A 25464-nucleotide genomic window follows, 5' to 3' on the forward strand; every position below is an offset into this window, starting at 1 on the left:
ATGAATATAAGAATAAAAATAACTTATGATGGAACGAATTTCTACGGATTTCAAAAGCAGGATAGAGGTAGAACCATTGAGAAAGTGCTAACTAAAGCCGTTGAAAACACTGTAAAGCATCCTGTAAAACTTTTTTATTCAGGAAGAACTGATAGTGGAGTGCATGCTTTCGGTCAGTATGCAAATTTTTATACTGAATCTACGATTGATATTGGAAACTTGCCAAAGGTAATAAATTACCATCTACCAACAGACATATCTGTGGTGGAAGCTAAATATGTAGATGATAATTTCCATTCTCGTTATAGTGCTAAAGGAAAGTTCTATCGCTATATTATCTATAACTATAAATATAGAAATGCATTATTTGAAAATCGTGCATGGCAGTATCCACATAAAATTGACATGGAAATTTTAGAAAAATCTCTTTCTTATTTAGTTGGAGAACATGACTTCAAATCTTTTATGGGAAGGTATGCCACGGTAAAAGATACTATTAGAATTATTAATAAGATAGAAGTTAATAAGGTTGGAGATGTTATAAATATAGATTTTTATGGAAAGAGTTTTTTAAAAAACATGGTTAGGATAATAGTGGGAACTGCCGTTCAAATATCCAGTAAAAATAAAAGCCCAGAAATAATGAAAGAAGCTCTTGTTAGAAAAGAAAGAATTTCTGCAGGCATGACAGCTCCAGCTTGTGGTCTTTATCTTATGGATGTGTATTTTAGAGGTAATAAATGAAAAAATATATAATGGCATTTGATGCTGGTACTACCAGCAGTAGAACAATAATATTTGATAAGAATGGAGAAATTGTCTCTTCTGCACAGAAGGAATTTACTCAATATTTCCCAAAGCCTGGTTATGTAGAACACGACGCCAACGAAATATGGTCAACTCAACTTGGAACAGCTATTGAAGCAATGTACAAAGCAGGAATATCAGCAGACGAAATAGCTTCAATAGGTATAACAAACCAAAGAGAAACTACAGTTTTATGGAATAAAAAGACTGGAGAACCAATTTATAATGCGATTGTTTGGCAATGTAGAAGAACTTCTTCATATTGTGACGAACTAAAAGCAAATGGCTATGAAGATATGATAAAGGAAAAGACAGGTCTTATTATAGATGCATATTTTTCAGCTACGAAGATAAAATGGATTCTAGATAATGTCAAAGGTGCAAGGAAGTTAGCAGAAGATGGAGACCTAATGTTTGGGACTATCGATTCATACTTAATATATAGGCTCACCGATAAAAAAGTTCATGTTACCGATTACTCAAATGCATCTAGAACGATGATTTTCAATATAAATACATTGAAATGGGACGATGAAATCTTAGAACTTTTAAATATTCCTAAGAATATTCTTCCAGAAGTTAAAAATTCTATGGAAATATATGGTTATACCAACGAAAAAATATTTGGTCAAGAGATTCCGATTGCAGCTGCAATAGGAGATCAACAGTCTGCACTATTTGGACAACTTTGCATTGATGAAGCTGAAGCTAAAAACACATATGGAACTGGAGCTTTCTTACTTATGAATACAGGAGATAAAATTGTAAAGAGTAAGAATGGACTTCTAAGCACTATTGCTTGGTCAATAGATGGAAAGGTAAATTATGCGCTTGAAGGATCTATATTTGTTGCAGGATCATCTATTCAATGGTTGAGGGATAAACTTCGTTTAATTGATTCTTCTGAAGATTCTGAATACATGGCGGGAAAAGTTGACGATACACTAGATTGCTATGTAGTGCCAGCTTTCACAGGCTTAGGAGCTCCCTATTGGAACCAATACGCAAGAGGAACAGTTGTAGGTATAACAAGGGGTACAACTAAATATCATTTGATTAGAGCAACCTTGGAATCAATAGCGTATTTATCTTATGATGTGCTTCATGCGATGGAAGAAGATCTAGGGCATGGACTTAAATTACTAAAAGTTGACGGAGGAGCATCAAATAATAATTTCTTGATGCAATTTCAATCTGATATATTAGGATGTGAAGTAAAAAGACCAAAGGTAACTGAAACTACAGCTCTAGGTGCATGTTATCTTGCGGGACTAGCGGTAGGATTTTGGAAAGATATAGATGACTTGAAAAATAAAACTGAATCTAGCGCCACATTTATTCCGAACATGGAAGAAGATTTAAGAAAAAAGAAGATAAAGAGATGGCATAAAGCTGTTGAAACATCTTTTGACTGGGGATTAGAATCAGAATGATTACAAAATAATAAAAGAGAGATTACAATTTAAAAAATTTCTTGAACTGAAAAACTCTTTAAATTATTATTACAGTAGGAGGTTTTATGAAACCATTTTATCATCTAAAAGAAAAATTCTTAAGCTCCAGAAAAGCAATAGAAAGATTTCCACTACCTATGATATTTTCCATAATTTCAACTGTATTTTTCATATTGTCTATACAGAGAAATGAAGGAATAAAAAATAATGCAAAACTTGGATTCTTCTTTCTTTTTGCAACAGCTTTATATCTAAACATAAAATTATTTCTTGAAGGTATAATCTTCAGTAAAAAAGATAAATTTTCATTTAAAAATGTGAGACTTTTGAAGGCGTCATCTTATCTGCTTTCATTGCCCGCAATTTTTGGAATGTATCTTAACATATTTTATTTGAATAAAGAGTTTAGATACAATTCATTATATATTTATATAGGTTGTATGGCATTTTTAATAATATCTATATTTTTTATTTCAAAATTAAATTATTTTGAAGACTTTATACCTTATGTACTTAATGTAAATTTTCAGCTTGTTGCATCTATTATATATTCTATGACAATAGGCATAGGGCTATTAATATTTTTTGTAAGTCTAAATAAATTGTTTGACTTAAATATGGATTATAAACATTTACTTTCATTGGAATTAATAGTATTTATCCCATTGAATCTAGGTTTTTTCTTAAGTGATTTTCCAATAATTCAAAAGTCATTTAATGATTATGAAGTTTCAAAAGAAATTAATATCTTGGTAAACAATATATTTATACCTTTAATATACTTATATACACTCATACTTTACGCATATTTCTTTAAAATAGTATTTACTATGACCTTGCCAAAAGGAATAATTATAAATTTAGTACTTTGGTTTTCTATATTTACCACATTTGTAATATTTATTTCTGCAAAGACAAGGGGAAAGATAGGTCAAAGCTTTAAAAAAATTCAGCCGGTACTCAGTTTACCATTAATACTTTTTATGTTTTATTCAATATATTTAAGAATAAACCAATATGGATTCACCATAAATAGATACTTGGTGGTGGCTTTAGGATTTTTCTCTCTACTTTCAATGTTATACTATATTTTTGTTAAGAACAGCTCAAACATGACAATTATTGTTTTATTTTCTATAATTGTTTTAATTAGCTCCATAGGACCGGTATCAGCTTATAATATCAGTGCAATTTCTCAAAATAAAAGACTTAAAAATCTACTAACAAAAAATCAAATGTTGGTTGGCGGTAAAATTGTAGCTAATAATAATATTTCTGATGATGACAAAAAAGAGATAATTTCTATAGTTAATTATTTAAACGATTACTTTGAGCCGAAAGATATAGATTTACTCAGAAACTATGATTCTAATTTTGAAAGGACCTTTGGTTTTAATGAAAATATAGAAGCTTACGACAATAGTTATGAAGTTGCAAAGATTTCGGATGATGAGGCAATAGATACTACTGGTTATGATAGCTTTATAGCTAAAGAATTCTATAACGGTGAAATCATATATGATGATAATAATATAAAAATATATGGTGAAAATAACAGTATAATTATTACAAAAAAAACTAAAGGAAGCGAAGTTAGTAAGGAAATATATTTAAATGATATTGCAAAGAAATATCTAGCATTAAAAAAAGATAACTCAATAATAAACCAAAATGATTTGGCCTATAAAGGGAGTATAGATGGTTTAAATTATAAGATTATATTTAAAGAGTTAAGCTTTACAAAAGAAGATAATAAGATAGAGATACTAAATGTATCATTCTATTTCTTAATGGAAAGAGTCAATTGATAATTGATTCTTTTTTTTACAAAAAAATAGATTAATGTGATATTCTATAATTAAGTTAAATTTAATTATTAAAAATTGTTTTGTATATAATTCAGGAGATAAATATGGAAGAAAAAATATTTCATAGAAAACTAAGTAGGAGAGAAAAAATTTTATTTGCAATATTTCTATTTACTCTACTAGAGTTTATATTTTATAAGTTTTTAATATTGCCTCAAGATAGAGAAATTTATGAATCGAACCTAAGTATTTTAAAATTAGAAAATCAAATTGAGGAGAATAAATTAAAAAAACAAAATATTGAAAAGAAGCCAGACACAAAAAATAAAAAAGAAGAAAATAATGGATCAGTTCAAAACTTTCTAAACCTTAAGAAATCTGAGGTCACAAATTTTATTAATGGTGAAGATGACAATTCTTATACTTTTAGCTTCAAAGGGAGTTATGACGACATAATAACTGCAATAAACACTTTGGGTGTAAAAGGAAGAGCTTATGAATTTGATTTATTAGAAGATGGATATAGTGGAAATATATTTGCAAAGACTGATGAAAAGATAGCTATTGAAGAAAATACGAATCAAATAGATAGTACAAAAAGTTTGAAAGAAATATTTTTAAAGAAAGATAAAAATGTTGAATCTTCGGTAGAAAAAGATGATGTTAAAAAATCTAAGAATGATAAAATAGATGGAAAATCAAATATAAAAGAAGATTTAATTAAAAATAATGGAAAGTTCTACATAGAAAGCTCATCAGAAAATGCTGCTATAAAATCAATAGATAACATGATTCAAGTAAAGTATACAAATCTTGAATTTAAAAATAATTTTGATATGCAATTTATAGATCTTTTCTTTGAGAATTTAAAATTAAAAGATGACGAATCTTTAAAAATTATTTATTATCCTATAAATCAATGGGGAACTTTTGGTTATATAGAAGATATGAAGAGATATCCTATCTATGCAGGCTATGTTCAAGAAAAGAATAATCAAATCATAATTCCTGACGCGAAAGATATAAATGGTTTTTATTACCAAATTGATGAGAACACATATAAGGGGCTAGAGGAAGGTACATTCTATATTGTAAAGATATCTGTAATAGATGAATTCAACAATGAAAAAGAACTTAAGTTGACTTATTTAAAAGATGATGATGAGTTAGAAGAAATTCCTTCAGATAGAGATTTTACAGAAGTTAAAAAGAAAAAGAAATCTAAAGTAAAAGTAGAAAAAACAAGTTTAAATGAAGATAATAATTCGAAAAGTAATATAAATAATAAAAATAAAGATGAATAAGAAAGTTAATAGAAAACCAGGGTTTACTCTCATAGAGCTGATCCTAGTTTTATCAATTATTTCCATCCTAATATCGACTGCATTTTATGGAATAAATAATTTAGGAATTTTTAAAGAAAAACATGAAGTGCAAAGGATAGTGGATGACATTAGATCAACTAGAACTTTGGCAATGAAGATGAGGGATAAATCAAAATTAGAGTTTAGTAGTATTGGATACAAGCAGTATATAGGAGAAGAGCTACAATTTGAGTATGAGTTTGAAGTATTAAATGTAATACTATATCCATATGAAAATAAAAGTTTTTCATTTACGAAAAGAGGATCTCCTAGTTATGAAGGACCAGGAACTTTAATTTTAGGTGGTAAAAATAAAATATATACTATTACTGTTGCTCCAGTTACAGGAAATGTGTCTTTAAAGGTGGAAAGATGAGAAAAGGATATTTTTTATTAGAATCTATAATTTCTATATTTTTAATTTCTATTATCTTGATTTCTTTAGTGAGCGGGATAAGCTCTATATCAAAATCAATTCATAATTTAAAATCCAAGGAAAAAGTAATGGAAGATTTAAGAAATGATGCAGAATATTTAATTGGCACTTACTATAAGACTGGTGTACTAACTGGAAATTTTGATGAAGAAAATATGGGTGGAGTTAAAAAGATTATTTTAAAAAAAGAAGATGATAGGGGCAATAATTATGAAATTATTTTGTATCTCAAAGAAAAAGGGATTTACACTGATTGAACTTATAGTTTCTATCGCAATATCTTCTATTATTTTAATGGTTTTATTCAGTGCTTTTAATAATAGTGTAAATACATATAAAGTTTTATCAAAATATAGCAAGGGTTACAATGATTGTGAGTTTGCTCTTAACTATATAGCAGATGAGGTAGGAGCTGCTTCATACATTGTATCATCAGTTGATAATGATGAAATTTTAATAGGTATTGATAGGGGAGAAAATGTTAAATCGAGTAATAGATATCAACATATTTCCTATATAAAGAAATTTAATTCTATATATAGATATTCAACTACATCTTCAAAAAAAATAAATTTAAACATTTCTAAATTTAGTAATATAGGCACTAATAAAATTGCAGATAGCATAAAAAGTTTTGATATTTATTTGGAAAATGGAGTTGTAACAATAGAAATAGTTTCTACATCAGGATTAAATTATAAGAAGTATATAGCTGTGAGGTGTAGAGATGAATCGTAAGGGATATGTATTGGTTACATCGTTAATATTTATGAGTATATTATTGGTTTTAACTACTAGTATTATTAAAATAGGCATAAACAGAGTTAATTCTTTAAAAAATATAGAGGACCAAACACAAGCGGAATATATACCTGAATCAATTATAAATATTATCTTCGGTGAATATATTGATGAGACTCAGAAGTTTTATGAAAATAATTATAGTTCAATGAGTCAACCAATGACTTTGCCGTTTGATTTTTCTAAATATTATAATGCAGATATAACAGCTACTATTCAAAGCGATCCGGCATTTAACTATAACAATTTTTTAATCCGTGTTATTTCTAAATACAAAGGTATTATCACAAGATGTACTGCTTCGGGCACTGATATAAATGATATTTATTTAAATAAAGATGGAATTTCATTAGAAGATCCAGAGAATTTAAATGTATTTAAGTTTTATGAACCTAGAGAAGTAGAAAAGATTCATATTAAAAACAACAGCGAAATATCTATGGATAAAAATGAAATATTATTAAAAGATATAGAAACAGATAATATAATAGCAAGGATTCCAACTTATAAGTTAGTTGCTGTAATTAATGATGGCAAGATGATACTTAGAGATTCTATTGATATTAAAGGTATATTTATAAATAATGGTGAAATAGAAAATGAATTTGATTTTAATATAAAAGGAATCTTTATTGATTTTTCTAAAAAATCGCAAAATGTTACTGTAAGTGGGACTGCAGCTTACTATGTAAAGCCAAAAAAATTAATATATAATTTTAAATTGTTAAAAAATATCCGTTATGATTTGCCTGAATATTTTAAGTTTAAGCTTGAAAAAATTACCACATCAGACCTTGTAAATTAGAAATAACTTGTAGTAAACTTAACTTACTGATATAATTATTTTGATAAACATATAGGAGGTAGAATATGATTTCAGCCGGAGATCTTAGGAAAGGCTTAACTTTTGAATATGATAATGATGTTTATGAAGTAATAGACTTTCAACACGTTAAACCTGGAAAAGGAGCAGCTTTTGTAAGAGCTAAAATTAAATCTGTACTTACAGGTGGAATAAAAGATACAACATTTAACCCAAGTGAAAGATTTGAACGTGCAGTTATAGAAACTAAAGAAATGCAATATCTTTACAATGATGGAGAACTATACTATTTCATGGACAATGAAACTTATGAACAAATTCCATTTGACAAAGATATGGTAGGAGATGCACTTCAATTCACTCGTGAAAATGATACAGCGACTATCAACTTTTATAAAGGTAAACCATTTAGAGTTACACCAGAAAACTTCGTTGAGCTTGAAGTAACATTTACTGAACCAGGAGTAAAAGGTGACACATCTTCAGGTGGATCTAAACCAGCAACAGTAGAGACTGGTTTTACACTAAACGTGCCACTATTCATTAACACAGGAGATGTTATAAGAATCGATACTAGAACTGGTGAATATATGTCAAGAGCATAAGGAGGACATATGGATTATTTATTAAAAAGAGTAGCTTATTTACAAGGTCTAACAGATGGATTTGAATTAGACGAAGAATCAAAAGAAGCTAAACTTCTAATCGAAATCGTTGATGTTTTAGAAGACATTGTAGATGTAATGAAAGAATCAAACGAAGATTTAGAAGAGTATATAACCATGGTTGATGAAGATTTAGATGATCTTGAAGATTATGTTTATAACGAAGATTCTGATTATGATGACTATGATGATCTAGATGATTTTGATTTTTATGATGATGACGACTTTGAATTTGATTCATGCTGTGATGATGAAAATTGTGAAGGTTGTGAATAATACGAATAGCCTCAATTGAGGCTATTTTTATTGTTTTACAGCCTTTTTTTTGTTATAATAAACGATAGGGAGGTGCGCTATGGTAAATAAATATTTAGTAGACACTATTTCAGAAGGAACAATTCAAATTTCTGATGAAGTTATTGAAAGTATAGCATCTTATGCAGCAGCAGAAGTTGAGGGAGTTGTAGGACTACAATCTAACCTTAAAAGTTCTGTATCAGACATACTAGGTGTTAAAAATATAAATCGTGGAGTAAAAGTTTCTGCTGGTGAAAAAGAAGCATTAATCGACATATATGTAACAGTAGAATTTGGAAACAATATAGTAGAAATTGCAAAAAAAGTTCAGGATGAGGTCAAGGAAAAAGTTGAAACAATGACTGGACTGTTTGTAGTAGAAGTGAATGTCCATGTAAGTGGCATCCATATCACAGAAAAAGATAGAGCCTAATGAGTAGAAGAGTAGCTAGAAGAGGGCTAATGAAACTTCTCTATCAAATGGATATGAATAACGACTATTCTGATGAAGCTGTAGATTTTTATTTTGAAAATTCAGATTTAAAAGAAGATGAAGTAGAATTTATCCGAGAACATATTTTGGGAATGATAGACAAGTTTGATGAAATAGATGAAATTATCAAATCAAATCTTGAAGGTTGGTCCTTAGAAAGAATTTCAAATATTGATAGACAGATACTTAGAATTGCTGTTTATGAATTATACTTTACTTCAACGGCATCAAACATTGTAATAAATGAAGCTGTAGAAATAGCTAGAGAATATTCCTCAAATGAGGCACCTAAGTTTATTAATGGAATTTTAGGTACAATTTTTAGAAAATTTGCAAAAGAAAGTTAAGTACTCAGAGGCACTCTGGGTACTTGGTGTTTAAATGAGCGTTTTAAAAGTAAGTGAATTAACCAACTACATATCGAAATATTTAAAATTAGATTATTTTATCAATGATCTTTCGGTAGAAGGAGAGGTAAGTAACTATAATAGACACAGTTCAGGAAATCTATTTTTTTCATTGAAAGATGATAATTCAAAGATAGATTGCTTTATGAGTGTCGTAGATACCTCAGAAATTGAGTTATTTCCTGAGGAGGGAGATAGATTAATCATAACTGGGGCAGTTACACTTTCTGAAAAAACTTCTAAAATTATCTTTGTAGTAAGAAGCTTTGAATTAAGCGGAGAAGGATCATTACTTAGAAGATTTACACTTTTAAAAGAAAAACTAGACAAAGAAGGACTATTTGATCCGATTCATAAAAAACAAATACCTAAGTTTCCAAATAAGATAGGAGTTGTGACTTCTCCTACAGGAGCGGCTATTACAGATATTTTAAATGTAATGAAAAGAAGGAATAAAAATATAGATATACTAATCTATCCTTCTTTGGTGCAAGGAGAAGGGGCAGCAGAAACTATAATAGAAGGGCTTCAGACTCTGGATAAAATGAAACTTGACTGTATAATTTTGGCTCGAGGTGGTGGATCTAAAGAAGATCTATTCGTCTTTAACGACGAGAATATTGCTAGGACAATATTTAAACTAAACACTCCTATTATTTCAGCGGTTGGCCATGAAATAGATTTCTCTATTAGTGATTATGTCGCAGACTTAAGAGCACCAACTCCATCAGCAGCAGCAGAGCTTGTCTCATGTAAGTTGTCTGATATGATTGAAAATATTTTTGATTTAAAAAAGAGAATGGATGTTAGTATTTCTAACAAGCTAATACTTAGGGATACAAAATTACAAAGATTAAGATACGGTTTAAATTCTCATTCTCCTACTTTATTAATCAATGAAAATAAACATAAGTTAAGTTTATATAGAGATAGGATAACTTGGTCTACCAGGGACAGGATAACTAGCAATAGATTAAAAGTTATTAAATTAAAAAATTTTAAAGATAGACTTATTGCAGAAAATATAAATAGACACAAAATTAATTTGAAAAATTATAGATTTATAAGTGCATCTTTGCAAAATAACTTATACTATAAAAAAACTCGGTTAATTTACAATAAAAATAGCCTTGATAAATATATACTCCTTGAAATTAAAAAAGCTTATCAAAATAACAAAGCGATTTATAACGAAATATCTTTTAGAGATCTTTATTTTAAATTAAAGCATCTTAGAATTGATATAAATTCTATTGAATCTAAGATAAAGTCAAATATTGATTCAATATTACAGAATAATATGTTAAAACTTAACATTTTAAAATCAAAATTAGATATGGAATACAGAAAGAATTTTGGAATTTATAAAGAAGGTAAACTTATTAAATCTGTAAATGATGTAGAAGTAGGAAGTACAATTAAATCTTTATTGGAAGATGGGATACTTAACTTAGAGGTTACAAGTATAGAAAAAGTGAGGAAATAAATGGAAAATCTTAGTTATGAAGAATCTGTAAAGAGACTAGAAAAGATTGTTGAAGATTTGGAAAGCAAAAACTTAAGTTTAGATGAATCAATAAAAAAATATGAAGAAGGAATAGCGCTTTATAAAAACTGTAGTAAACTTTTGCAAGAATATGAAAATAAAGTAGAAATTCTTTCTAAAAATCAAGACGGAGAAATAAAACTGGAGGATTTTAGTCGTGACAACAAATAGGTATGAAGAACTTATAAATATAATCGATCAAAATTTATATACCAATATTCCAACAACTGATGACTTTCAAAAAAAGATATATGAATCTATGAAATACTCACTATCAACTGGAGGCAAGAGAGTAAGACCAATACTAGCCTTAGTGAGTTATAGTATCTTTAATAATGATTCAAAAGATTTCTCTGAAATTATTCCATTTGCTGTAGCTATAGAATATATTCATACCTACAGTTTAATTCATGACGATCTTCCAGCAATGGATAATGACGATATTCGTAGAGGAAAGCCAACTAATCACAAGGTTTATAATGAAGCTATAGCTATATTGGCAGGTGACGGTTTATTAAACTTAGCTGCTGAAGTTGTAGCTAAAGAATTAGAAAGTATAACTGATCCAATAAAATTAAAAAGAGCTATAAAATCATTTAGATATATTTTTTCAAGCTCTGGAATTCAAGGGATGGTTGGTGGTCAGACCATAGACATAGATCTTTCAGTAGATGAAATGAGTTTAGAAGAAGTTGAAACTATGTACAAACTTAAGACAGGTGCGCTTATAAAAGCCCCTTTAGCTGTAGGTGCAATAATGGGTGGAGCAACACCAGAAGAGCTGATTTCAATAGAAGGATATGCCGAACAACTAGGACTTCAATATCAAATTAAGGATGATATTCTAGATTATGAAGATGATTTAAATAGTGATGTTGCTACATTATCTAAGCTTGTCAGCAAGGAAGAATTGGAAAGCCTACTTATGAAGACATATAATAAAGCAATTAATTATTTGGAAGAGATAGATAGAAATACCGATGAATTAAAGAACATTGCTAGAGATCTTTTAAACAGGAGTAAGTAATGGCAAAAAAAAGAGCGGATGTTTTAATATTTGAACAAGGACTTGCACCATCTAGAGAAAAAGCAAAGAGAATAATAATGGAAGGTAGAGCGCTTTTAGGCACTATGAGAATCGAAAAGCCGGGCGAACAGATAGATGAAGATGAAAAAATTACTATCAAAGAATCCAAGGTAGACTATGTTTCTCGTGGAGGTTTAAAGTTAGAAAAAGCAATAGACTATTTCGATTTAGATTTAGAAGATGCATATGCTGTTGATATTGGAGCATCTACTGGAGGATTTACCGATGTTATGCTTAGAAATGGTGCTAAATTGGTATATGCGATAGATGTTGGATATAACCAACTTGACTACAAACTTAGGATAGATCCTAGGGTTGTAGTTATGGAAAAAACAAATATTAGATATCTGGATAAATCTTTAATAACAAATGAAATTGATTTTATATCTATAGATGTTTCTTTTATTTCTCTTAAACTTGTGCTACCTGTAGCAAAAGAAATATTAAAAGAGAATGGATATATCGTGGCACTAATTAAGCCACAATTTGAAGTTGGAAAAGAACTAGTAGGAAAGAATGGAATAGTTAGAGATATAAAAGCACGAAAAGATGTAATTGAAGATATATTTAATTTTTCTATAGATATTGGGCTTTCTCCAGTAAATTTAACCTTTAGTCCAATTAAAGGTGCAAAGGGAAATGTTGAATTTCTGGTTTTGTTAAAAAATAATAAAATAGAAGCAATCGATAAAAATATAATCGATGATGTTTTGCACAGAAGCGAAAACTTGGAGTGATATATGTTACTTGAATTAAAGATTCAAAATTTTGCGATAATAGATGATGTTACCATAGAATTTACAGATGGATTAAATATACTTACTGGGGAGACTGGTTCAGGAAAATCAATAATTATAGATGCTCTTTCTACGGTACTTGGCGGGAAAGCCTATAAAGAAATGATTAAAGCTGGATGTGAAAGTGCATATGTAGAAGCGGTTTTTAATACTTCTAGTGAAAAGATAAAGAATAAAATAAAAAATCTTGGAATAGATATAGAAGATTTGGTGGTTATTAACAGAATTATTAAACTGGATAGTCCTTCTATTTCTAGAATTAATGGCACAGCGGTTACTCTAAACGTTCTAAATGAAATTACAGAAAATCTTATTGACATATTTGCCCAAGAGGAGAGTCAATCTTTGATGGATACAAAGAATCAACTTAAATTACTTGATTTTTTATGTGGCAAAGAACAATCAGAAAATCTAAGTATTCTTGAAAACTTAATCAATGAAATTTCATTGCTTAAGAAAAAAATAGATAGCCTAAAAGATAAATCCGAAAATAGGGAAAGAGAGTTAGATATTCTAAAATACCAAATTGATGAAATAGATTCTTCTAATTTATCTCCATATGATGAAGAAGAATTAGAACAAGATTATAAGAAACAAAATAATATGTCTGAGATAATAGCTCATCTTAATATAGCTAAAGAGTATTTAAATTCAGATTATGAAAATAACGATGCTCTTAGCATAATTGATTCTGCAATTGGAGAAATGTTAAATATTTCTAAATATGATGAAACTTACCAAGATACAATAAGTGAATTAGAAGATATAAAATATAGAATTCAAGACATTTCATCATATTTAAATAGAAAACTTTCAACAGAAGAAGTCGATGAAGATAATTTGAGATACTTAGAGAGTAGATTGGACCTAGTGAATAATCTTAAAAAGAAATATGGCAATACTTTAGCTGATATAGATGAATTCTATTCTAAAACTAAAGAAAGATTAAATGAACTTGAAAATTTAGAATCTATTCTATCTAATTTGCAAAACAAAGAAGAAGATTTATATAAAAAAGCTTATGAAATTGCAAAAAATATAAGCTACAAGAGAAAGTCAACGGCAAAAGATCTAGAACTTAAATTAAAATCTGAAATGAGAGATTTAAATATAAAAAATTCTGACTTTATGATAAAGATTGAAGAGCAAAATCTTACCAAGAACGGTATTGATAATGTTGAATTCTTTATAAAAACAAATTTGGGAATGAATTTTTTAAGTTTAGCAAAGACAGCATCTGGTGGAGAAATGAGCAGAATTATGCTCGCATTTAAGTCTATCATTTCAAATTATGATGAAATAGAAACCCTTATTTTTGATGAGATTGATACAGGGGTGAGTGGATTTACCGCGAATATTGTAGGTAAAAAGATAAAAGAACTTTCAAAGAAAAGACAGATAATTGCGATTTCCCACTTGCCACAGATTGTAGCTTTAGGAGACTCACATTTTAAGATTTATAAAGAAGAAGTTGGAGATAAGACCGTTTCAAATATTTTAAAACTTAAAAATGATGAAAGAATTGATGAAATAGCAAGACTTATAGGCGGTCCAGTAATAACTGACAATACAATAAAAGCAGCTAAAGAGATGCTTAGAGGAGAATGAGATGGAGATTATAGAAAGAACAATAAAGTCTGAAAAAGTTTATTCAGGAAAAATTTTATCTGTTAAGTTAAGCACAGTGGAGTTACCTGATCAAAAATATTCCAAAAGGGAAATAGTGCTTCACGACAATGCAGTAGCAGTAGTTTCAATCCACGATGACAAGATATTACTTGTTAAACAATATAGAATTTCTGTGGACAAAATTATTTACGAAGTTCCTGCAGGAATGATAGAACATGATGAGAATCCAAAAGATGCAGCACTAAGAGAATTAGAAGAAGAGACTGGATACAGAGCAAAAAACATTGAATATTTGACTGAATTTTATTCTACTCCCGGATTTTGTACAGAGAAACTTTCTATCTTTTACGCAAAGGATTTAGAATTTGTAGGTCAAAATCTAGATGAAGGAGAAAATCTAGAAGTAGTTGAAATGCCGTTAGAAGAAGCTATGAGTATGATAGAATCTGGAGAAATAATGGATGGAAAAACAATTTCATCAATACTTTTTTATGATAAATTTAGTAGAGGTAAATAATGGATAAATCAATAGAATATATAAAATCAAAAATTAATAAAACTCCTGAAGTAGGATTAATATTAGGATCTGGTTTGGGAGATTTTGCGGATAATATTGAAAATAAAGTAGTAATTAAATACGGAGAATTAGAAAACTTTCCTATATCAACTGTTAAAGGACACAGTGGAGAACTTATTTTTGGTAATATAGGTAATCTAGAAGTTGTAGCTATGAAAGGAAGAATTCACTTCTATGAAGGAATTGGTATAGAAAAAGTTGTCTATCCAACCAAAGTTTTGTGTGACTTAGGGATAAAGACACTTATAGTTACAAACGCAGCCGGTGGAGCCAATGAAACATTTAATCCTGGAGATTTAATGCTTATTTCTGATCATATTAACTTTGCTGGAGTAAATCCATTAATAGGACCGAATGATGACTCTATAGGACCAAGATTTTTGGATCAATCCTATGCCTATGATAGAGATTTAAGAAATACTGCAAAAGCTGTAGCAAAGAAATTGGATATGGATTTAAAAGAAGGAGTCTATATGTGGTTTTCTGGTCCTACTTATGAAACACCAGCTGAAGTTAAATTTGCGAGGATAGTTGGAGCAGATGCAGTAGGTATGAGCACCGTTCCAGAAGTAATAGTAGCTAATCATAGGGGAGTAAAAGTACTTGGAATTTCATGCATAACCAACATGGCAGCTGGAATGTTAGATAAACCTCTTGATCACAAAGAGGTTATAGAAGTATCTAATAGAGTTAAAAATACATTTAAGAATTTTATTACTGAGATTTTAAAGGAAATCTAAGATGAATATTTATGATATTATTGAAAAGAAAAAACACGGTCAAATTTTAACCGATGAGGAAATTAAATATGTAGTTAATGATTTTACTGAAGATAAAATTCCCGATTATCAAATGGCTGCACTTCTCATGGCAATATATTTTAAAGGACTTAATGTTTCTGAAACATATACTCTTACAAAAGCAATGATAGAGTCAGGAGATAAAATAGATCTTTCAAAAATTGAAGGCAAAAAAGTGGACAAACATTCTACAGGGGGAGTAGGAGATACCACAACTCTGGTTTTAGGACCAATGGTAGCATCTCTTGGTATTCCTTTTGCAAAGATGAGCGGTAGAGGGCTAGGTCATACTGGTGGTACTTTGGATAAACTAGAGTCAATACCAGGAATGCATATAGATCTTTCAACAGAAGAATTAATAGATAACACTAATGAAATTAAGATAGCTATAGCTGGGCAAACTTCTAATATAACACCAGCAGATAAAAAGCTATACGCTTTAAGAGATATCACTGCTACAGTAGATAATATATCTTTAATTACTTCATCAATATTAAGTAAGAAATTTGCCATGGGAGCTGACTGTCTTGTGCTTGATGTAAAAGTTGGTTCTGGCGCATTTATGAAAGATTTAGAAATGGCTGAAGAACTTTCAAAAATGATGATTGAAGTTAGCAAGAAATTTAATAGACATACAAAAATTTTAATTACATCTATGGAAGAACCACTTGGATATGCCATTGGAAACTCATTAGAGGTTATAGAAGCTATAGAAACACTAAAAGGACATGGTCCTAAGGATTTGTATAATCTATGTTTAAAACTTGGATCTAAGCTTCTAGTGATGAGCGGAAAATGTACTTGTGAAGAAGAAGCCATTAATTTACTTGAAGAAAATGTTAAAAATGGATTAGCATTAGATAAATTAGTAGAACTTGTTGAAAAACAAGGAGGAGACTCTTCTTATATCAAAGATCCTTCAAAATTTAAATTATCTAGTATAAAACAAGAGGTTTATGCAGAATGTGATGGCTATGTAAAATCAATCGATGCTTTACTTATTGGAGAGGTAGCTAGAGATCTTGGAGCTGGTAGAATAACTAAAGATACAGTTCTTGATCTTGGCTCTGGAATAGTTCTAAATAAAAAGATTGATGATGAAGTAACCAAAGGAGATTTGCTTGCAACTATTTACACAAATAAAGATGATGAAGTAGAAGATGCCATAAAAAATATTAAAAAAGACTTATAAAATAGGTGAAAAAAATAGTGAACCTTACAAGTTAATTTATAAGGAGATTGAATAATGGATATTTTGACGCCTGACATAAAAGATTTTTTAGTAACAGCAATAGCGCTTATGTTCGTCATAATACCACATGAAATAGCTCATGGATATGCATCATACATGCTAGGAGATAGCACGGCAAAAGATGATGGTAGATTGTCTTTAAATCCTTTAAACCATATTGATCCACTTGGAATTTTAGCAATGGTTATATTCAGATTTGGTTGGGCAAAAGCTGTACCGATTAATATGAGTAAAATAAAAGGCAACAAAAATATTGGCATGTTTATTATCTCTATAGCAGGAGTAGCAACAAACTTTGTATTTGCTTTTCTATTTGCAATAATCTATGCATATTTAATGGTTAAAAATTCTGGTTATGAACTTTTAAATAGGTTTGTAATGATGGTGTTATGGTACAATGTAATGCTTGGTGTGTTCAACCTTGTTCCTCTTCCACCTCTTGATGGATCTAAAATTTTACTATCATTTATGCCAGATGACACGAAATATTTAGTATATAAATACGAAAGATATTTTTACTTTGCACTTTTTATACTTGTAATGACAGGAGTAGTAAGTAAAATAATAAGTCCGATAATAATGTCTATAGTCAATTTTTTCTTTAATATAGGAGTTAAAATTTGGGTTACAATATTAGTTTGAAGTCATATGAAGGTCCAATGGATCTACTCTTGGACTTGATTAAAAAAAACGAAGTTGATATTTATGATATTCCAATTCATTTAATAACTGAACAGTTTTTAGAATATTTAAACTTGAGTAAGACTTTAAACATGGATATTACATCTGACTTTATACTTATGGCTGCGACCCTTATAGAGATAAAATCTAAAATGTTACTACCTAAACATCAAGATGAAGATGAATCAGAAGAGGAGACTGAGGATCCTAGACAAGAGTTAGTTCAAAAAATTCTTGAATATGAAAAATTTAGGGAGGTTTCTAGTATCTTAAAGACTTCCCATGAATTTGAAAACAAAAGTATTTACAAACTACAAGAGGATTTTTCATCTATAGATGATGTTGATTTTATAAAGAATTTAACTACAGATAAACTAGCTATTGCTTTTTCTAATATTATTAAAAATATGAAAGCCGAAGAAAAGAATTATACTATTAGAACAGAGCTTTTCACTAACAAAATGGCTATGAATATTATAAAAGAAAAATTAAAAACTAGTAAACAACTTAGTTTTGTTGAAGTTGTAAAAGATCAAAGTCTAGAAAATATAATCACATATTTTTTAGCAATATTAGAATTAGCAAAGAATGGAAAGATCACATTAGATCAGAATAAAGATTTAAGTGATATCCTAATATTAAGGAGATAGAATGGATTTCAAAGCTATAATTGAAGGGATTTTATTCGCTTGGGGCGACAAAGTTAAAGTTTCAGAAATTGCAAAATCTTTAGAGATATCTGAAAAAGAAACTAATAAATATATAGATGAAATGATAGGTGATATGGATAATTCATCTAGAGGTCTTCGAATAATAAGAATTGATGACTCTGTGCAAATAGGTACAAAACCTGAAATATATGATTATATAAATGATTTTGTTGTAGATAGAAATAAAAAGAATATTTCAGGAGCTTCAATGGAGACCCTTTCAATTATTGCTTATAAACAACCGATAACTAAGATTGAAATCGAAGAGATTAGAGGAGTTAAGTGTGACTATACCTTAAAGACTCTATCAGATCTAAATCTTATTACTGAGGTTGGAAGGTTAGATAGAATAGGTAAGCCAATAATTTATGGGACAACTTCAGAATTTTTAAAACAGTTTGGTCTGGAAAAAATTGAAGATTTACCAGAAGTAGATAATTTTAAAGAAAATGAAGAGCTAACTTTCTTGGAGGGAAAATGAGATTACAAAAATATTTAGCTCATGCTGGTGTAGCATCTAGAAGAACGTCAGAAGAGTTAATATTAAATGGTAGAGTAAAAGTAAATGGAGAGGTTGTCACTGAACTAGGATATAAAGTAGATCCATTAAAAGATAAAGTTTACTTTGATGACAAAAAATTAAAATTAGTTATAGAATATACCTATGTAATGATTAATAAACCTATAGGAATTGTATCTACAGCTAAGGATGAAAAAAATAGGAAAACAGTTGTAGATTTGGTTCCAAATGATGAAAGAATATATCCTATTGGAAGACTAGATATTGATACTACAGGACTATTAATACTTACAAATGATGGAGAATTAGCAAATAAATTAATGCATCCAAGAAAAGAAATTGATAAGGTATATATAGCAACTGTGGAAGGAACTCCGTCAAAATCTGGTTTAGATAAACTTAGAAATGGAATTACCATTGATGGTTACAAATTAAGCAAGTCAGAAATTAAAATTTTAAAATCATATGAGTCTGACTCAATAGTACGAGTAACTATTCATGAGGGTAGAAACAGACAGGTTAAAAAGATGTTTGAAAGAATTGGAAATCCTGTCAAGAAATTAAAAAGAATAAGTTTTGGACCAATAGAACTTGCAAATCTTGAAATTGGAGCATATAGATACTTAACAAATGAAGAAATTAAAGAGTTAAAATCTCTATGATTAGTTATAATTTTAAACATATATTTTTGAATCTATTAAAAGAAAAAAATTTTTCTTATGGTGTTGATGCTACATTAGGAAATGGAAACGACACATATAGTATATTGAAATATACAGATGCTCATGTAACGGCTTTTGATATTCAAGAAATGGCGATAGAGTCTTCTTTGGAAAAATTAAAAACTTTTAGTAGAGATAGGTATAATCTCATTTTAGATTCTCATTCCAATATGGATAGATATTTAAAAGACAGTCCTGATTTAATAGTGTTCAACACAGGATATTTACCAGGCTCTGATAAAAAAATAATTACTGATGGACAGACTTTAACTAAAGCTTTAGAAATTTCTGTGGAAGTTTTAAAGCCTGGTGGAGTAATATTTTTTGCTCAGTATATTGGACATGAGGGATCATTTGAAGAAAGTGAGATTACTGATGTTTTTTTTAAAAATTTATGTCAAAAGAAGTTTAGAGTTTTAAAAAATGAATTTTATAATCAAATAAATAATCCTCCGATTGTTTATTTGGCGGAGAAACTATGAAAGATATAGCTATTATAGGCGCTGGACCTGCTGGAATGATGGCTGCAATATTTGCGTCAAAAAATAACAATGTAACAATATTTGAAAAAAATGAAAAAATTGGAAAGAAGCTATTTATAACTGGAAAAGGTAGATGCAATATTACTAATGATTGCGAAAAGGATTTGTTCTTTGATAATATTGTAAAAAATAAAAAGTTTCTTTACTCTGCGTTTGAATATTTTGACAATAAAGATATTATTAAACTTTTAAATGAGAATGGTCTTACAACAAAGGTTGAAAGAGGAGGCAGGATTTTTCCGAAATCTGATAAATCTTCGGATGTTCTAGCTACACTTTTAAAAATTCTCAATAAAAATAATGTAAAAGTAGTTTTAAATCATAACGTAAAAAATATAAAAAAAGAAAATGATAAATTTATAATCGATGGAGAAGAGTTTGATAAACTTGTAATTGCAACAGGTGGAATCTCTTATCCTATGACAGGTTCGACAGGGGACGGTTATAAATTTGCAAAATCATTTGGACATAAAATTACAAAGCTTAAGGCTAGTCTATGCGGGATAATGTTAAACAATCCAGAAGATTCTTTAACTGGACTTAGTTTAAAAAATGTAAAGTTTAGAGTTAAGAAAAATAAGAAAATTATATTTGAAGATATAGGAGAAATGATGTTTTCTCACTTTGGTATAACTGGACCACTAGTTCTTTCTGCATCATGCTTTATAGACGATGAAGATAAAGTTAAGTTATCTATTGATTTTAAACCTGGGCTAGATGAAGAAAAATTAGATGCAAGGATACTTAGAGACTTTGAGGAAAATAAAAATAAATTAGTAGTCAATGCTCTTTACCAATTGTTGCCAAAAGCTATAATTCCAATAATTGTTAATAAAAGTGGAAATCAAAATACAGTTGTCAATCAAATGACAAAATCTAAGAGACAAGAACTAGTAAAGATCATTAAAAATTATCCATTAGATTTTAAATCTCTTATGGATATTTCAACTGGAATTATAACTCAAGGAGGCATTGACTTAAGACAGATCAATCCATCTACTTTGGAATCCAAATTAGTAGAGGGATTATATTTTGTAGGAGAAGTACTTGATTTAGATGCAGTAACTGGTGGATTTAATTTACAAATAGCGTGGTCAACAGGAGCGCTATGCGGCAAGAGCATTTCGGAGGACATATGAAGATAGCAATAGATGGTCCAGCAGGATCAGGTAAGAGTACAATTGCAAAAAAAGTAGCGAAGAAATTAGGTATAGAATATATTGATACAGGGGCTATGTATAGAGCTCTTGCATTCTATATGAATGAAAATAATTTATCTCTTCAAGAATTAAAGAATGGGATGGATTTGATTAATATAGAATTTAAAAAAGAGAGAACATTTATTAATGGAAAAGATATTTCTGATTTTATTCGAACAAATGAGATTTCTAGTCTGGCTTCAAAAGTTTCAAAAGATAAAGAAATTAGGGAAAAGTTAGTAGATTTACAGAGAAAACTTGCTGATAAAGTTTCTTGTGTAATGGAGGGAAGAGATATCACTTCAGTTGTATTAAAAGATGCTGAATATAAATTTTATTTAGATGCAAATCCAATGGTCAGAGCAAAAAGAAGATTAAATGATTTAAAGGGTAAAGACAGCAAAATAACTTTAGATGAACTTATTGCAGAAATTGAAGAAAGAGATAAGAGAGATAAAACTAGAGAAAATTCGCCGCTCCAAATAACCAAAGATTCAAACTATATAGATACCAGTGAAATGACTGTTGAAGATGTAGTAAATAAAATTTTGTCTTATGTAGGTGATTAAATGTTTTATACAATTTTAAAGACTATAACATTTATAATTTATAAGCTTGTATTTAATATAGAAATAATTGGATCTGAAAAAATTCCCTTAGATGGACCTGTAATAATTATTGCAAATCATAAAAATGCTCAGGATCCACTCCTCATAAGTTCCCTTATAAAGAGGAAAATTAGTTGGATGGCAAAGATAGAACTCTTTGAAAATAAGTTATTGGCAAGGATTTTATATAAACTTGGAGCATTTCCTGTAGATAGAGACATTGCGGATATTGCCGCAGTAAAAAAATCTATGGTTATTTTAAGAAATAACTCTGTACTAGGCATATTTCCAGAAGGCACAAGAGTTAGAAAATTTGATGAATCAAAAGTTAAACCTGGAATATCAATGATAGCTCAAAGGACAAAATCTAAGGTTGTACCAATATATATAGAGGGAGATTATAAAATATTTCGAAAGATGAGACTTTTAGTTAGAGATCCGATAGATTTTGCAGATGTCCCTAAACTTACTAATGAAGACTACTTAGATTTATCAGTGAATATAATGGAAAAAGTTTATTATGGTGATTAAATGGAGATTTTATTAGCAAATTCTGCAGGGTTTTGTTTCGGAGTGAAGAGAGCTGTTAAATTGGCCAATGAGAATGCTTCAGATAATACTTACGCTTATGGGGAATTGGTACACAACAAAGATGTTGTACAAGAATTAGCAGCTAAAGGTGTAAAACAATATAATAAAAATATAAGAAATAAGAAGATAATTATAAGATCCCATGGAGTTCATAAAAATATACTTAAGGATTTAATAAATGATGAAAATGAAATAATTGACTGTGTTTGCCCAAAAGTTAAATATGTCTATACAATTGTCGAAAAATATAAAGAAGATAGACAGATAATTATTGTAGGTAAAAAAGATCATCCAGAAGTAATAGGAATTAATTCTTATTGTGATGATAAAGGTATAATAATTGAAAATTTAGATGACATTAAAAATATAGAAATAAAACCATCAATTATTGTTTCTCAGACTACAAATGAACAAAATTTCTTTAAAAATGTAACAAATATCATAAAAGCTATTTTAAAAGATGACGTTTTAGTTTATAATACTATTTGTAGTGCAACTAAAGTTAGGCAAGATGAAGTCAAAAATCTTGCAAAAGAAGTTGACGCAATGATCGTTCTTGGAGGAGTAAATTCTTCAAATACGAAAAAACTCGCTATCGTTGCCAAAGAATATTTAGATAATGTATATTTAGTAGAAAATATTCATCAGGTAGATCTTGACGAGTTAAAAAAATTTAATAAAATTGGTATTACTGCCGGAGCATCCACTCCGGATTCAGTAATCAAGGAGGCTGTTAGTAGTATGGAAAATTTTGACAACAATGAAATGATGGAAGCCATTGAAAACTCATTTAAAAGAGTTAGACGTGGCGAAATAGTAGAAGGGGAAGTCCTTTATGTAACCGACAATGAAATTATGGTTAACATCGGATACAGATCTGATGGAATAGTTTCAAGAGAAGAATTATCTTCAAACCCTGATGTAAAACCATCTGATTTGTTTAAACCAGGAGATACCATTCAAGTTTATGTAGTTAAAATTGATGATGGTGATGGTAATGTAGTTTTATCTCATAAAAGAGTTGAAGCTATGAAAGTTTGGGACGAGTTTGAACAAAAATTCGAAAATAAGGAAAATGTAGTTGCTCATGTTAAGAATGTAGTTAAAGGTGGACTTACTGCAGATGTAGATGGTCTAAAAGCTTTTATACCTGCTTCACATGTAGCTATGAGATTCCAAAGAGATTTAAATAAATTCGTTGGTCAAGACCTTGAATGTGAAATTATAGATTTCGATAAGGCTAAGAGAAGAATTGTTCTTTCTAGAAAAAATATAGAAGAAAAACAATTTGAAGATACAAGAAAAGAAGTATTTTCAAAACTTCACGAAGGTGATGTAATTGAAGGTACAGTACAAAGACTTACTGACTTTGGAGCATTCGTAGATGTTGGAGGAGTTGATGGACTAATTCATATTTCAGAAATGTCTTGGAATAGAATTAAACATCCTTCAGAAGTAGTAGCTCCAGGAGAAAATGTTGAAGTACAAATTTTAAACCTTGATGAAGAAAAAAATAGAATTGCACTAGGATTAAAACAAACTACTAAAAGACCTTGGGATGAATTTGTTTCATCAGTTGAAGTTGGAGATACAGTTATAGGACATGTTGTAAATCTACTTGATTTTGGAGCTTTTGTAAGATTAGAATCAGGTGTTGATGGACTTCTTCACGTATCTCAAATTTCAAGAGATCATATCGAAAAACCTGCTGATATACTAAATATCGGCGATGAAGTAACTGTTAAAGTTACAGATATAGATGAAGAAAATAAAAAGATATCTCTTTCAATCAAGGCTCTTCTTCCAGAACCAGAAAAGAAAGAAGAAAAACCTAGAGTTAAAAAAGAAAGACCAAAGAAAGAATTTAAACCAGAAATTATCGAACCAAAACAAGATGAATTTAATACAACAATTGGAGATCTAATCGACATTGACCTTGATAATTTAGGTGAATAATTAGAAATTTAGCTTCCCGTTAAGGGAAGCTTTTTTATAAGGTGTTAAATGTTATTAAAAGCGATAGATTTAGAAAATAAAATAAACGAAGAAAATTTAGAAATTTTACAAGAGCTAAAAGAAAAGAATATTAAGGTCAAACTATTAAGCATACGAGTTGGTGATGACTACGGTTCTATTCTTTATGAAAAATCTCTTGAAAAAACTATAAATAGCTATGGTGGGGAACATATTAAGTTAATTTTTAATGAAGATGATAATGAAAATGAAATCATAGGTCAAGTTAAAAAATATTTAGATGATGATTCCATAGGAGGCATACTCTTATTAAAACCATTTAAAAATAAAGAATTAGAATCAAAACTTGATGACATAATAGATTATAAAAGGGATCTAGATGCTGTTAATTTTAGAAGTAAAGCTAAAATTTATGATTTAGATTTTTCTGGACATGTTCCTATAACAGCTCTAGCTTCATTAGAACTATTAAAATTCTATGGATACGATTTAACTGGTGAAAAATGTCTTGTTGTCAATAGGTCTCAAGTGGTTGGAATACCTCTTAGCCTAATGCTACTTAAAGAAAATGCTACAGTGACTATTGCACATTCTAAATCTAAAGATTTAAAATCTTTAATAAAGAATAATAAGTATATTTTTACTGCAATAGGGAAAGCAGATTTTTTTGATTCTAGTTATTTTAATTCTCAAAATATCGTAGTAGACATTTCTACAAATTATAAATCTGGCAAAGTAACAGGGGATGTCTTATTCGATGATGTTGTTGAAAAAGTCGCTGCAATTAGTCCGGTACCTGGCGGTGTAGGCAGGATTACTAAGAGTTTACTTATAAAAGAAATACTTAGCTACTACTTGTAGTTTAAAAGAAGTC

General features: G+C 29.2%; 30 protein-coding genes. All 30 read left to right on the forward strand.

Annotated features, from left to right (window positions below; translation table 11 throughout):
* The 30 genes from truA to HMPREF1252_RS05990 all read left to right on the forward strand — a co-directional run bounded on the left by truA (position 1) and on the right by HMPREF1252_RS05990 (position 25451).
* The gene (gene truA / locus HMPREF1252_RS05845; protein WP_023059849.1) at positions 1-744 is read left to right on the forward strand and encodes a tRNA pseudouridine(38-40) synthase TruA; all 744 of its coding nucleotides are present in this window, start codon (positions 1-3) and stop codon (positions 742-744) included.
* Positions 741-2240, forward strand: a complete 1500-nt coding sequence (gene glpK / locus HMPREF1252_RS05850; protein WP_023059786.1) for a glycerol kinase GlpK — start codon at positions 741-743, stop codon at positions 2238-2240. The genes truA and glpK overlap by 4 nt, the downstream gene beginning before the upstream one ends.
* 86 nt (positions 2241-2326) lie before the next feature.
* Positions 2327-4069: a DUF4153 domain-containing protein gene (locus HMPREF1252_RS05855; protein WP_023059864.1), complete on the forward strand. Its 1743-nt coding sequence runs from the start codon at positions 2327-2329 to the stop codon at positions 4067-4069.
* Between the two features lie 104 nt (positions 4070-4173).
* Entirely contained in the window at positions 4174-5373 is a 1200-nt protein-coding gene (locus HMPREF1252_RS05860) for a hypothetical protein (RefSeq protein ID WP_023059778.1), read from the forward strand.
* Positions 5366-5809: a type II secretion system protein gene (locus tag HMPREF1252_RS05865; protein WP_023059861.1), complete on the forward strand. Its 444-nt coding sequence runs from the start codon at positions 5366-5368 to the stop codon at positions 5807-5809. Before HMPREF1252_RS05860 ends, HMPREF1252_RS05865 begins: the two co-directional genes overlap by 8 nt.
* Positions 5806-6126 carry a hypothetical protein gene (locus HMPREF1252_RS05870; protein WP_023059881.1) on the forward strand — a complete coding sequence of 107 codons (321 nt, stop codon included), beginning with the start codon at positions 5806-5808 and terminating at the stop codon, positions 6124-6126. Before HMPREF1252_RS05865 ends, HMPREF1252_RS05870 begins: the two co-directional genes overlap by 4 nt.
* Complete coding sequence (locus HMPREF1252_RS05875; protein ID WP_023059774.1) at positions 6080-6607, forward strand: prepilin-type N-terminal cleavage/methylation domain-containing protein; 528 nt, start codon at positions 6080-6082, stop codon at positions 6605-6607. The genes HMPREF1252_RS05870 and HMPREF1252_RS05875 overlap by 47 nt, the downstream gene beginning before the upstream one ends.
* Positions 6597-7475, forward strand: a complete 879-nt coding sequence (locus HMPREF1252_RS05880) for a hypothetical protein (protein ID WP_023059896.1) — start codon at positions 6597-6599, stop codon at positions 7473-7475. Before HMPREF1252_RS05875 ends, HMPREF1252_RS05880 begins: the two co-directional genes overlap by 11 nt.
* A gap of 65 nt (positions 7476-7540) precedes the next feature.
* Complete coding sequence (gene efp / locus HMPREF1252_RS05885; protein WP_008902308.1) at positions 7541-8098, forward strand: elongation factor P; 558 nt, start codon at positions 7541-7543, stop codon at positions 8096-8098.
* Between the two features lie 9 nt (positions 8099-8107).
* A complete protein-coding gene (locus HMPREF1252_RS05890; protein WP_023059808.1) occupies positions 8108-8434 on the forward strand; it encodes a CD1247 N-terminal domain-containing protein in 327 nt (108 codons plus the stop codon).
* A gap of 79 nt (positions 8435-8513) precedes the next feature.
* A complete protein-coding gene (locus tag HMPREF1252_RS05895) occupies positions 8514-8888 on the forward strand; it encodes an Asp23/Gls24 family envelope stress response protein (RefSeq protein ID WP_008902306.1) in 375 nt (124 codons plus the stop codon).
* Positions 8888-9295: a transcription antitermination factor NusB gene (gene nusB, locus HMPREF1252_RS05900; protein WP_023059809.1), complete on the forward strand. Its 408-nt coding sequence runs from the start codon at positions 8888-8890 to the stop codon at positions 9293-9295. Before HMPREF1252_RS05895 ends, nusB begins: the two co-directional genes overlap by 1 nt.
* 34 nt (positions 9296-9329) lie before the next feature.
* Positions 9330-10841 (forward strand): exodeoxyribonuclease VII large subunit, encoded by a 1512-nt coding sequence (xseA, locus tag HMPREF1252_RS09315; protein ID WP_023059909.1) that lies wholly within the window; start codon positions 9330-9332, stop codon positions 10839-10841.
* The gene (gene xseB, locus HMPREF1252_RS05910; RefSeq protein ID WP_023059766.1) at positions 10842-11072 is read left to right on the forward strand and encodes an exodeoxyribonuclease VII small subunit; all 231 of its coding nucleotides are present in this window, start codon (positions 10842-10844) and stop codon (positions 11070-11072) included.
* Positions 11059-11928, forward strand: a complete 870-nt coding sequence (locus HMPREF1252_RS05915) for a polyprenyl synthetase family protein (protein WP_023059873.1) — start codon at positions 11059-11061, stop codon at positions 11926-11928. The genes xseB and HMPREF1252_RS05915 overlap by 14 nt, the downstream gene beginning before the upstream one ends.
* Positions 11928-12725, forward strand: coding sequence for a TlyA family RNA methyltransferase (locus HMPREF1252_RS05920; protein WP_023059785.1), 798 nt, complete (start codon positions 11928-11930; stop codon positions 12723-12725). The genes HMPREF1252_RS05915 and HMPREF1252_RS05920 overlap by 1 nt, the downstream gene beginning before the upstream one ends.
* A 3-nt stretch (positions 12726-12728) precedes the next feature.
* Positions 12729-14393 (forward strand): DNA repair protein RecN, encoded by a 1665-nt coding sequence (recN, locus tag HMPREF1252_RS05925; RefSeq protein WP_023059839.1) that lies wholly within the window; start codon positions 12729-12731, stop codon positions 14391-14393.
* A gap of 1 nt (position 14394) precedes the next feature.
* Positions 14395-14931 carry an NUDIX hydrolase gene (locus HMPREF1252_RS05930; RefSeq protein WP_023059887.1) on the forward strand — a complete coding sequence of 179 codons (537 nt, stop codon included), beginning with the start codon at positions 14395-14397 and terminating at the stop codon, positions 14929-14931.
* Positions 14931-15731, forward strand: coding sequence for a purine-nucleoside phosphorylase (locus HMPREF1252_RS05935; RefSeq protein ID WP_023059795.1), 801 nt, complete (start codon positions 14931-14933; stop codon positions 15729-15731). Before HMPREF1252_RS05930 ends, HMPREF1252_RS05935 begins: the two co-directional genes overlap by 1 nt.
* 1 nt (position 15732) lies before the next feature.
* The gene (locus HMPREF1252_RS05940; RefSeq protein ID WP_023059869.1) at positions 15733-16983 is read left to right on the forward strand and encodes a thymidine phosphorylase; all 1251 of its coding nucleotides are present in this window, start codon (positions 15733-15735) and stop codon (positions 16981-16983) included.
* Positions 16984-17037: 54 nt separating this feature from the next.
* On the forward strand, positions 17038-17685 hold the full coding sequence (locus HMPREF1252_RS05945) for a site-2 protease family protein (RefSeq protein WP_023059787.1): 648 nt from the start codon (positions 17038-17040) through the stop codon (positions 17683-17685).
* Positions 17664-18374: a ScpA family protein gene (locus tag HMPREF1252_RS05950; RefSeq protein WP_023059838.1), complete on the forward strand. Its 711-nt coding sequence runs from the start codon at positions 17664-17666 to the stop codon at positions 18372-18374. Before HMPREF1252_RS05945 ends, HMPREF1252_RS05950 begins: the two co-directional genes overlap by 22 nt.
* 1 nt (position 18375) lies before the next feature.
* On the forward strand, positions 18376-18915 hold the full coding sequence (scpB, locus tag HMPREF1252_RS05955; RefSeq protein WP_008902294.1) for an SMC-Scp complex subunit ScpB: 540 nt from the start codon (positions 18376-18378) through the stop codon (positions 18913-18915).
* Positions 18912-19616 carry a pseudouridine synthase gene (locus HMPREF1252_RS05960; protein WP_023059907.1) on the forward strand — a complete coding sequence of 235 codons (705 nt, stop codon included), beginning with the start codon at positions 18912-18914 and terminating at the stop codon, positions 19614-19616. Before scpB ends, HMPREF1252_RS05960 begins: the two co-directional genes overlap by 4 nt.
* Positions 19613-20158 carry a class I SAM-dependent methyltransferase gene (locus HMPREF1252_RS05965; protein ID WP_023059871.1) on the forward strand — a complete coding sequence of 182 codons (546 nt, stop codon included), beginning with the start codon at positions 19613-19615 and terminating at the stop codon, positions 20156-20158. The genes HMPREF1252_RS05960 and HMPREF1252_RS05965 overlap by 4 nt, the downstream gene beginning before the upstream one ends.
* Positions 20155-21357, forward strand: a complete 1203-nt coding sequence (locus HMPREF1252_RS05970; protein WP_023059789.1) for an NAD(P)/FAD-dependent oxidoreductase — start codon at positions 20155-20157, stop codon at positions 21355-21357. The genes HMPREF1252_RS05965 and HMPREF1252_RS05970 overlap by 4 nt, the downstream gene beginning before the upstream one ends.
* Positions 21354-21986 carry a (d)CMP kinase gene (cmk, locus tag HMPREF1252_RS05975; protein WP_023059815.1) on the forward strand — a complete coding sequence of 211 codons (633 nt, stop codon included), beginning with the start codon at positions 21354-21356 and terminating at the stop codon, positions 21984-21986. The genes HMPREF1252_RS05970 and cmk overlap by 4 nt, the downstream gene beginning before the upstream one ends.
* Positions 21987-22556: a 1-acyl-sn-glycerol-3-phosphate acyltransferase gene (locus tag HMPREF1252_RS05980; RefSeq protein ID WP_023059928.1), complete on the forward strand. Its 570-nt coding sequence runs from the start codon at positions 21987-21989 to the stop codon at positions 22554-22556.
* Positions 22557-24572 (forward strand): bifunctional 4-hydroxy-3-methylbut-2-enyl diphosphate reductase/30S ribosomal protein S1, encoded by a 2016-nt coding sequence (locus tag HMPREF1252_RS05985; protein WP_023059882.1) that lies wholly within the window; start codon positions 22557-22559, stop codon positions 24570-24572. It begins immediately after the preceding gene.
* Between the two features lie 48 nt (positions 24573-24620).
* Positions 24621-25451, forward strand: coding sequence for a tetrahydrofolate dehydrogenase/cyclohydrolase catalytic domain-containing protein (locus HMPREF1252_RS05990; protein WP_023059794.1), 831 nt, complete (start codon positions 24621-24623; stop codon positions 25449-25451).
* The last annotated feature ends 13 nt before the right edge of the window (positions 25452-25464 follow it).

The sequence above is a fragment of the Peptoniphilus sp. BV3AC2 genome (assembly GCF_000478945.1).
GTDB lineage: Bacteria > Bacillota > Clostridia > Tissierellales > Peptoniphilaceae > Peptoniphilus_B > Peptoniphilus_B duerdenii.

Excerpts from the sequence above, each read along its gene's own strand:
- truA (WP_023059849.1), top strand. The coding sequence starts at position 1 with ATGAATATAAGAATAAAAATAACTTATGATGGAACGAATTTCTACGGA.
- glpK (WP_023059786.1), top strand. The coding sequence starts at position 741 with ATGAAAAAATATATAATGGCATTTGATGCTGGTACTACCAGCAGTAGA.
- HMPREF1252_RS05855 (WP_023059864.1), top strand. The coding sequence starts at position 2,327 with ATGAAACCATTTTATCATCTAAAAGAAAAATTCTTAAGCTCCAGAAAA.
- HMPREF1252_RS05860 (WP_023059778.1), top strand. The coding sequence starts at position 4,174 with ATGGAAGAAAAAATATTTCATAGAAAACTAAGTAGGAGAGAAAAAATT.
- HMPREF1252_RS05865 (WP_023059861.1), top strand. The coding sequence starts at position 5,366 with ATGAATAAGAAAGTTAATAGAAAACCAGGGTTTACTCTCATAGAGCTG.
- HMPREF1252_RS05870 (WP_023059881.1), top strand. The coding sequence starts at position 5,806 with ATGAGAAAAGGATATTTTTTATTAGAATCTATAATTTCTATATTTTTA.
- HMPREF1252_RS05875 (WP_023059774.1), top strand. The coding sequence starts at position 6,080 with ATGAAATTATTTTGTATCTCAAAGAAAAAGGGATTTACACTGATTGAA.
- HMPREF1252_RS05880 (WP_023059896.1), top strand. The coding sequence starts at position 6,597 with ATGAATCGTAAGGGATATGTATTGGTTACATCGTTAATATTTATGAGT.
- efp (WP_008902308.1), top strand. The coding sequence starts at position 7,541 with ATGATTTCAGCCGGAGATCTTAGGAAAGGCTTAACTTTTGAATATGAT.
- HMPREF1252_RS05890 (WP_023059808.1), top strand. The coding sequence starts at position 8,108 with ATGGATTATTTATTAAAAAGAGTAGCTTATTTACAAGGTCTAACAGAT.
- HMPREF1252_RS05895 (WP_008902306.1), top strand. The coding sequence starts at position 8,514 with ATGGTAAATAAATATTTAGTAGACACTATTTCAGAAGGAACAATTCAA.
- nusB (WP_023059809.1), top strand. The coding sequence starts at position 8,888 with ATGAGTAGAAGAGTAGCTAGAAGAGGGCTAATGAAACTTCTCTATCAA.
- xseA (WP_023059909.1), top strand. The coding sequence starts at position 9,330 with ATGAGCGTTTTAAAAGTAAGTGAATTAACCAACTACATATCGAAATAT.
- xseB (WP_023059766.1), top strand. The coding sequence starts at position 10,842 with ATGGAAAATCTTAGTTATGAAGAATCTGTAAAGAGACTAGAAAAGATT.
- HMPREF1252_RS05920 (WP_023059785.1), top strand. The coding sequence starts at position 11,928 with ATGGCAAAAAAAAGAGCGGATGTTTTAATATTTGAACAAGGACTTGCA.
- recN (WP_023059839.1), top strand. The coding sequence starts at position 12,729 with ATGTTACTTGAATTAAAGATTCAAAATTTTGCGATAATAGATGATGTT.
- HMPREF1252_RS05930 (WP_023059887.1), top strand. The coding sequence starts at position 14,395 with ATGGAGATTATAGAAAGAACAATAAAGTCTGAAAAAGTTTATTCAGGA.
- HMPREF1252_RS05935 (WP_023059795.1), top strand. The coding sequence starts at position 14,931 with ATGGATAAATCAATAGAATATATAAAATCAAAAATTAATAAAACTCCT.
- HMPREF1252_RS05940 (WP_023059869.1), top strand. The coding sequence starts at position 15,733 with ATGAATATTTATGATATTATTGAAAAGAAAAAACACGGTCAAATTTTA.
- HMPREF1252_RS05945 (WP_023059787.1), top strand. The coding sequence starts at position 17,038 with ATGGATATTTTGACGCCTGACATAAAAGATTTTTTAGTAACAGCAATA.
- scpB (WP_008902294.1), top strand. The coding sequence starts at position 18,376 with ATGGATTTCAAAGCTATAATTGAAGGGATTTTATTCGCTTGGGGCGAC.
- HMPREF1252_RS05960 (WP_023059907.1), top strand. The coding sequence starts at position 18,912 with ATGAGATTACAAAAATATTTAGCTCATGCTGGTGTAGCATCTAGAAGA.
- HMPREF1252_RS05965 (WP_023059871.1), top strand. The coding sequence starts at position 19,613 with ATGATTAGTTATAATTTTAAACATATATTTTTGAATCTATTAAAAGAA.
- HMPREF1252_RS05970 (WP_023059789.1), top strand. The coding sequence starts at position 20,155 with ATGAAAGATATAGCTATTATAGGCGCTGGACCTGCTGGAATGATGGCT.
- cmk (WP_023059815.1), top strand. The coding sequence starts at position 21,354 with ATGAAGATAGCAATAGATGGTCCAGCAGGATCAGGTAAGAGTACAATT.
- HMPREF1252_RS05980 (WP_023059928.1), top strand. The coding sequence starts at position 21,987 with ATGTTTTATACAATTTTAAAGACTATAACATTTATAATTTATAAGCTT.
- HMPREF1252_RS05985 (WP_023059882.1), top strand. The coding sequence starts at position 22,557 with ATGGAGATTTTATTAGCAAATTCTGCAGGGTTTTGTTTCGGAGTGAAG.
- HMPREF1252_RS05990 (WP_023059794.1), top strand. The coding sequence starts at position 24,621 with ATGTTATTAAAAGCGATAGATTTAGAAAATAAAATAAACGAAGAAAAT.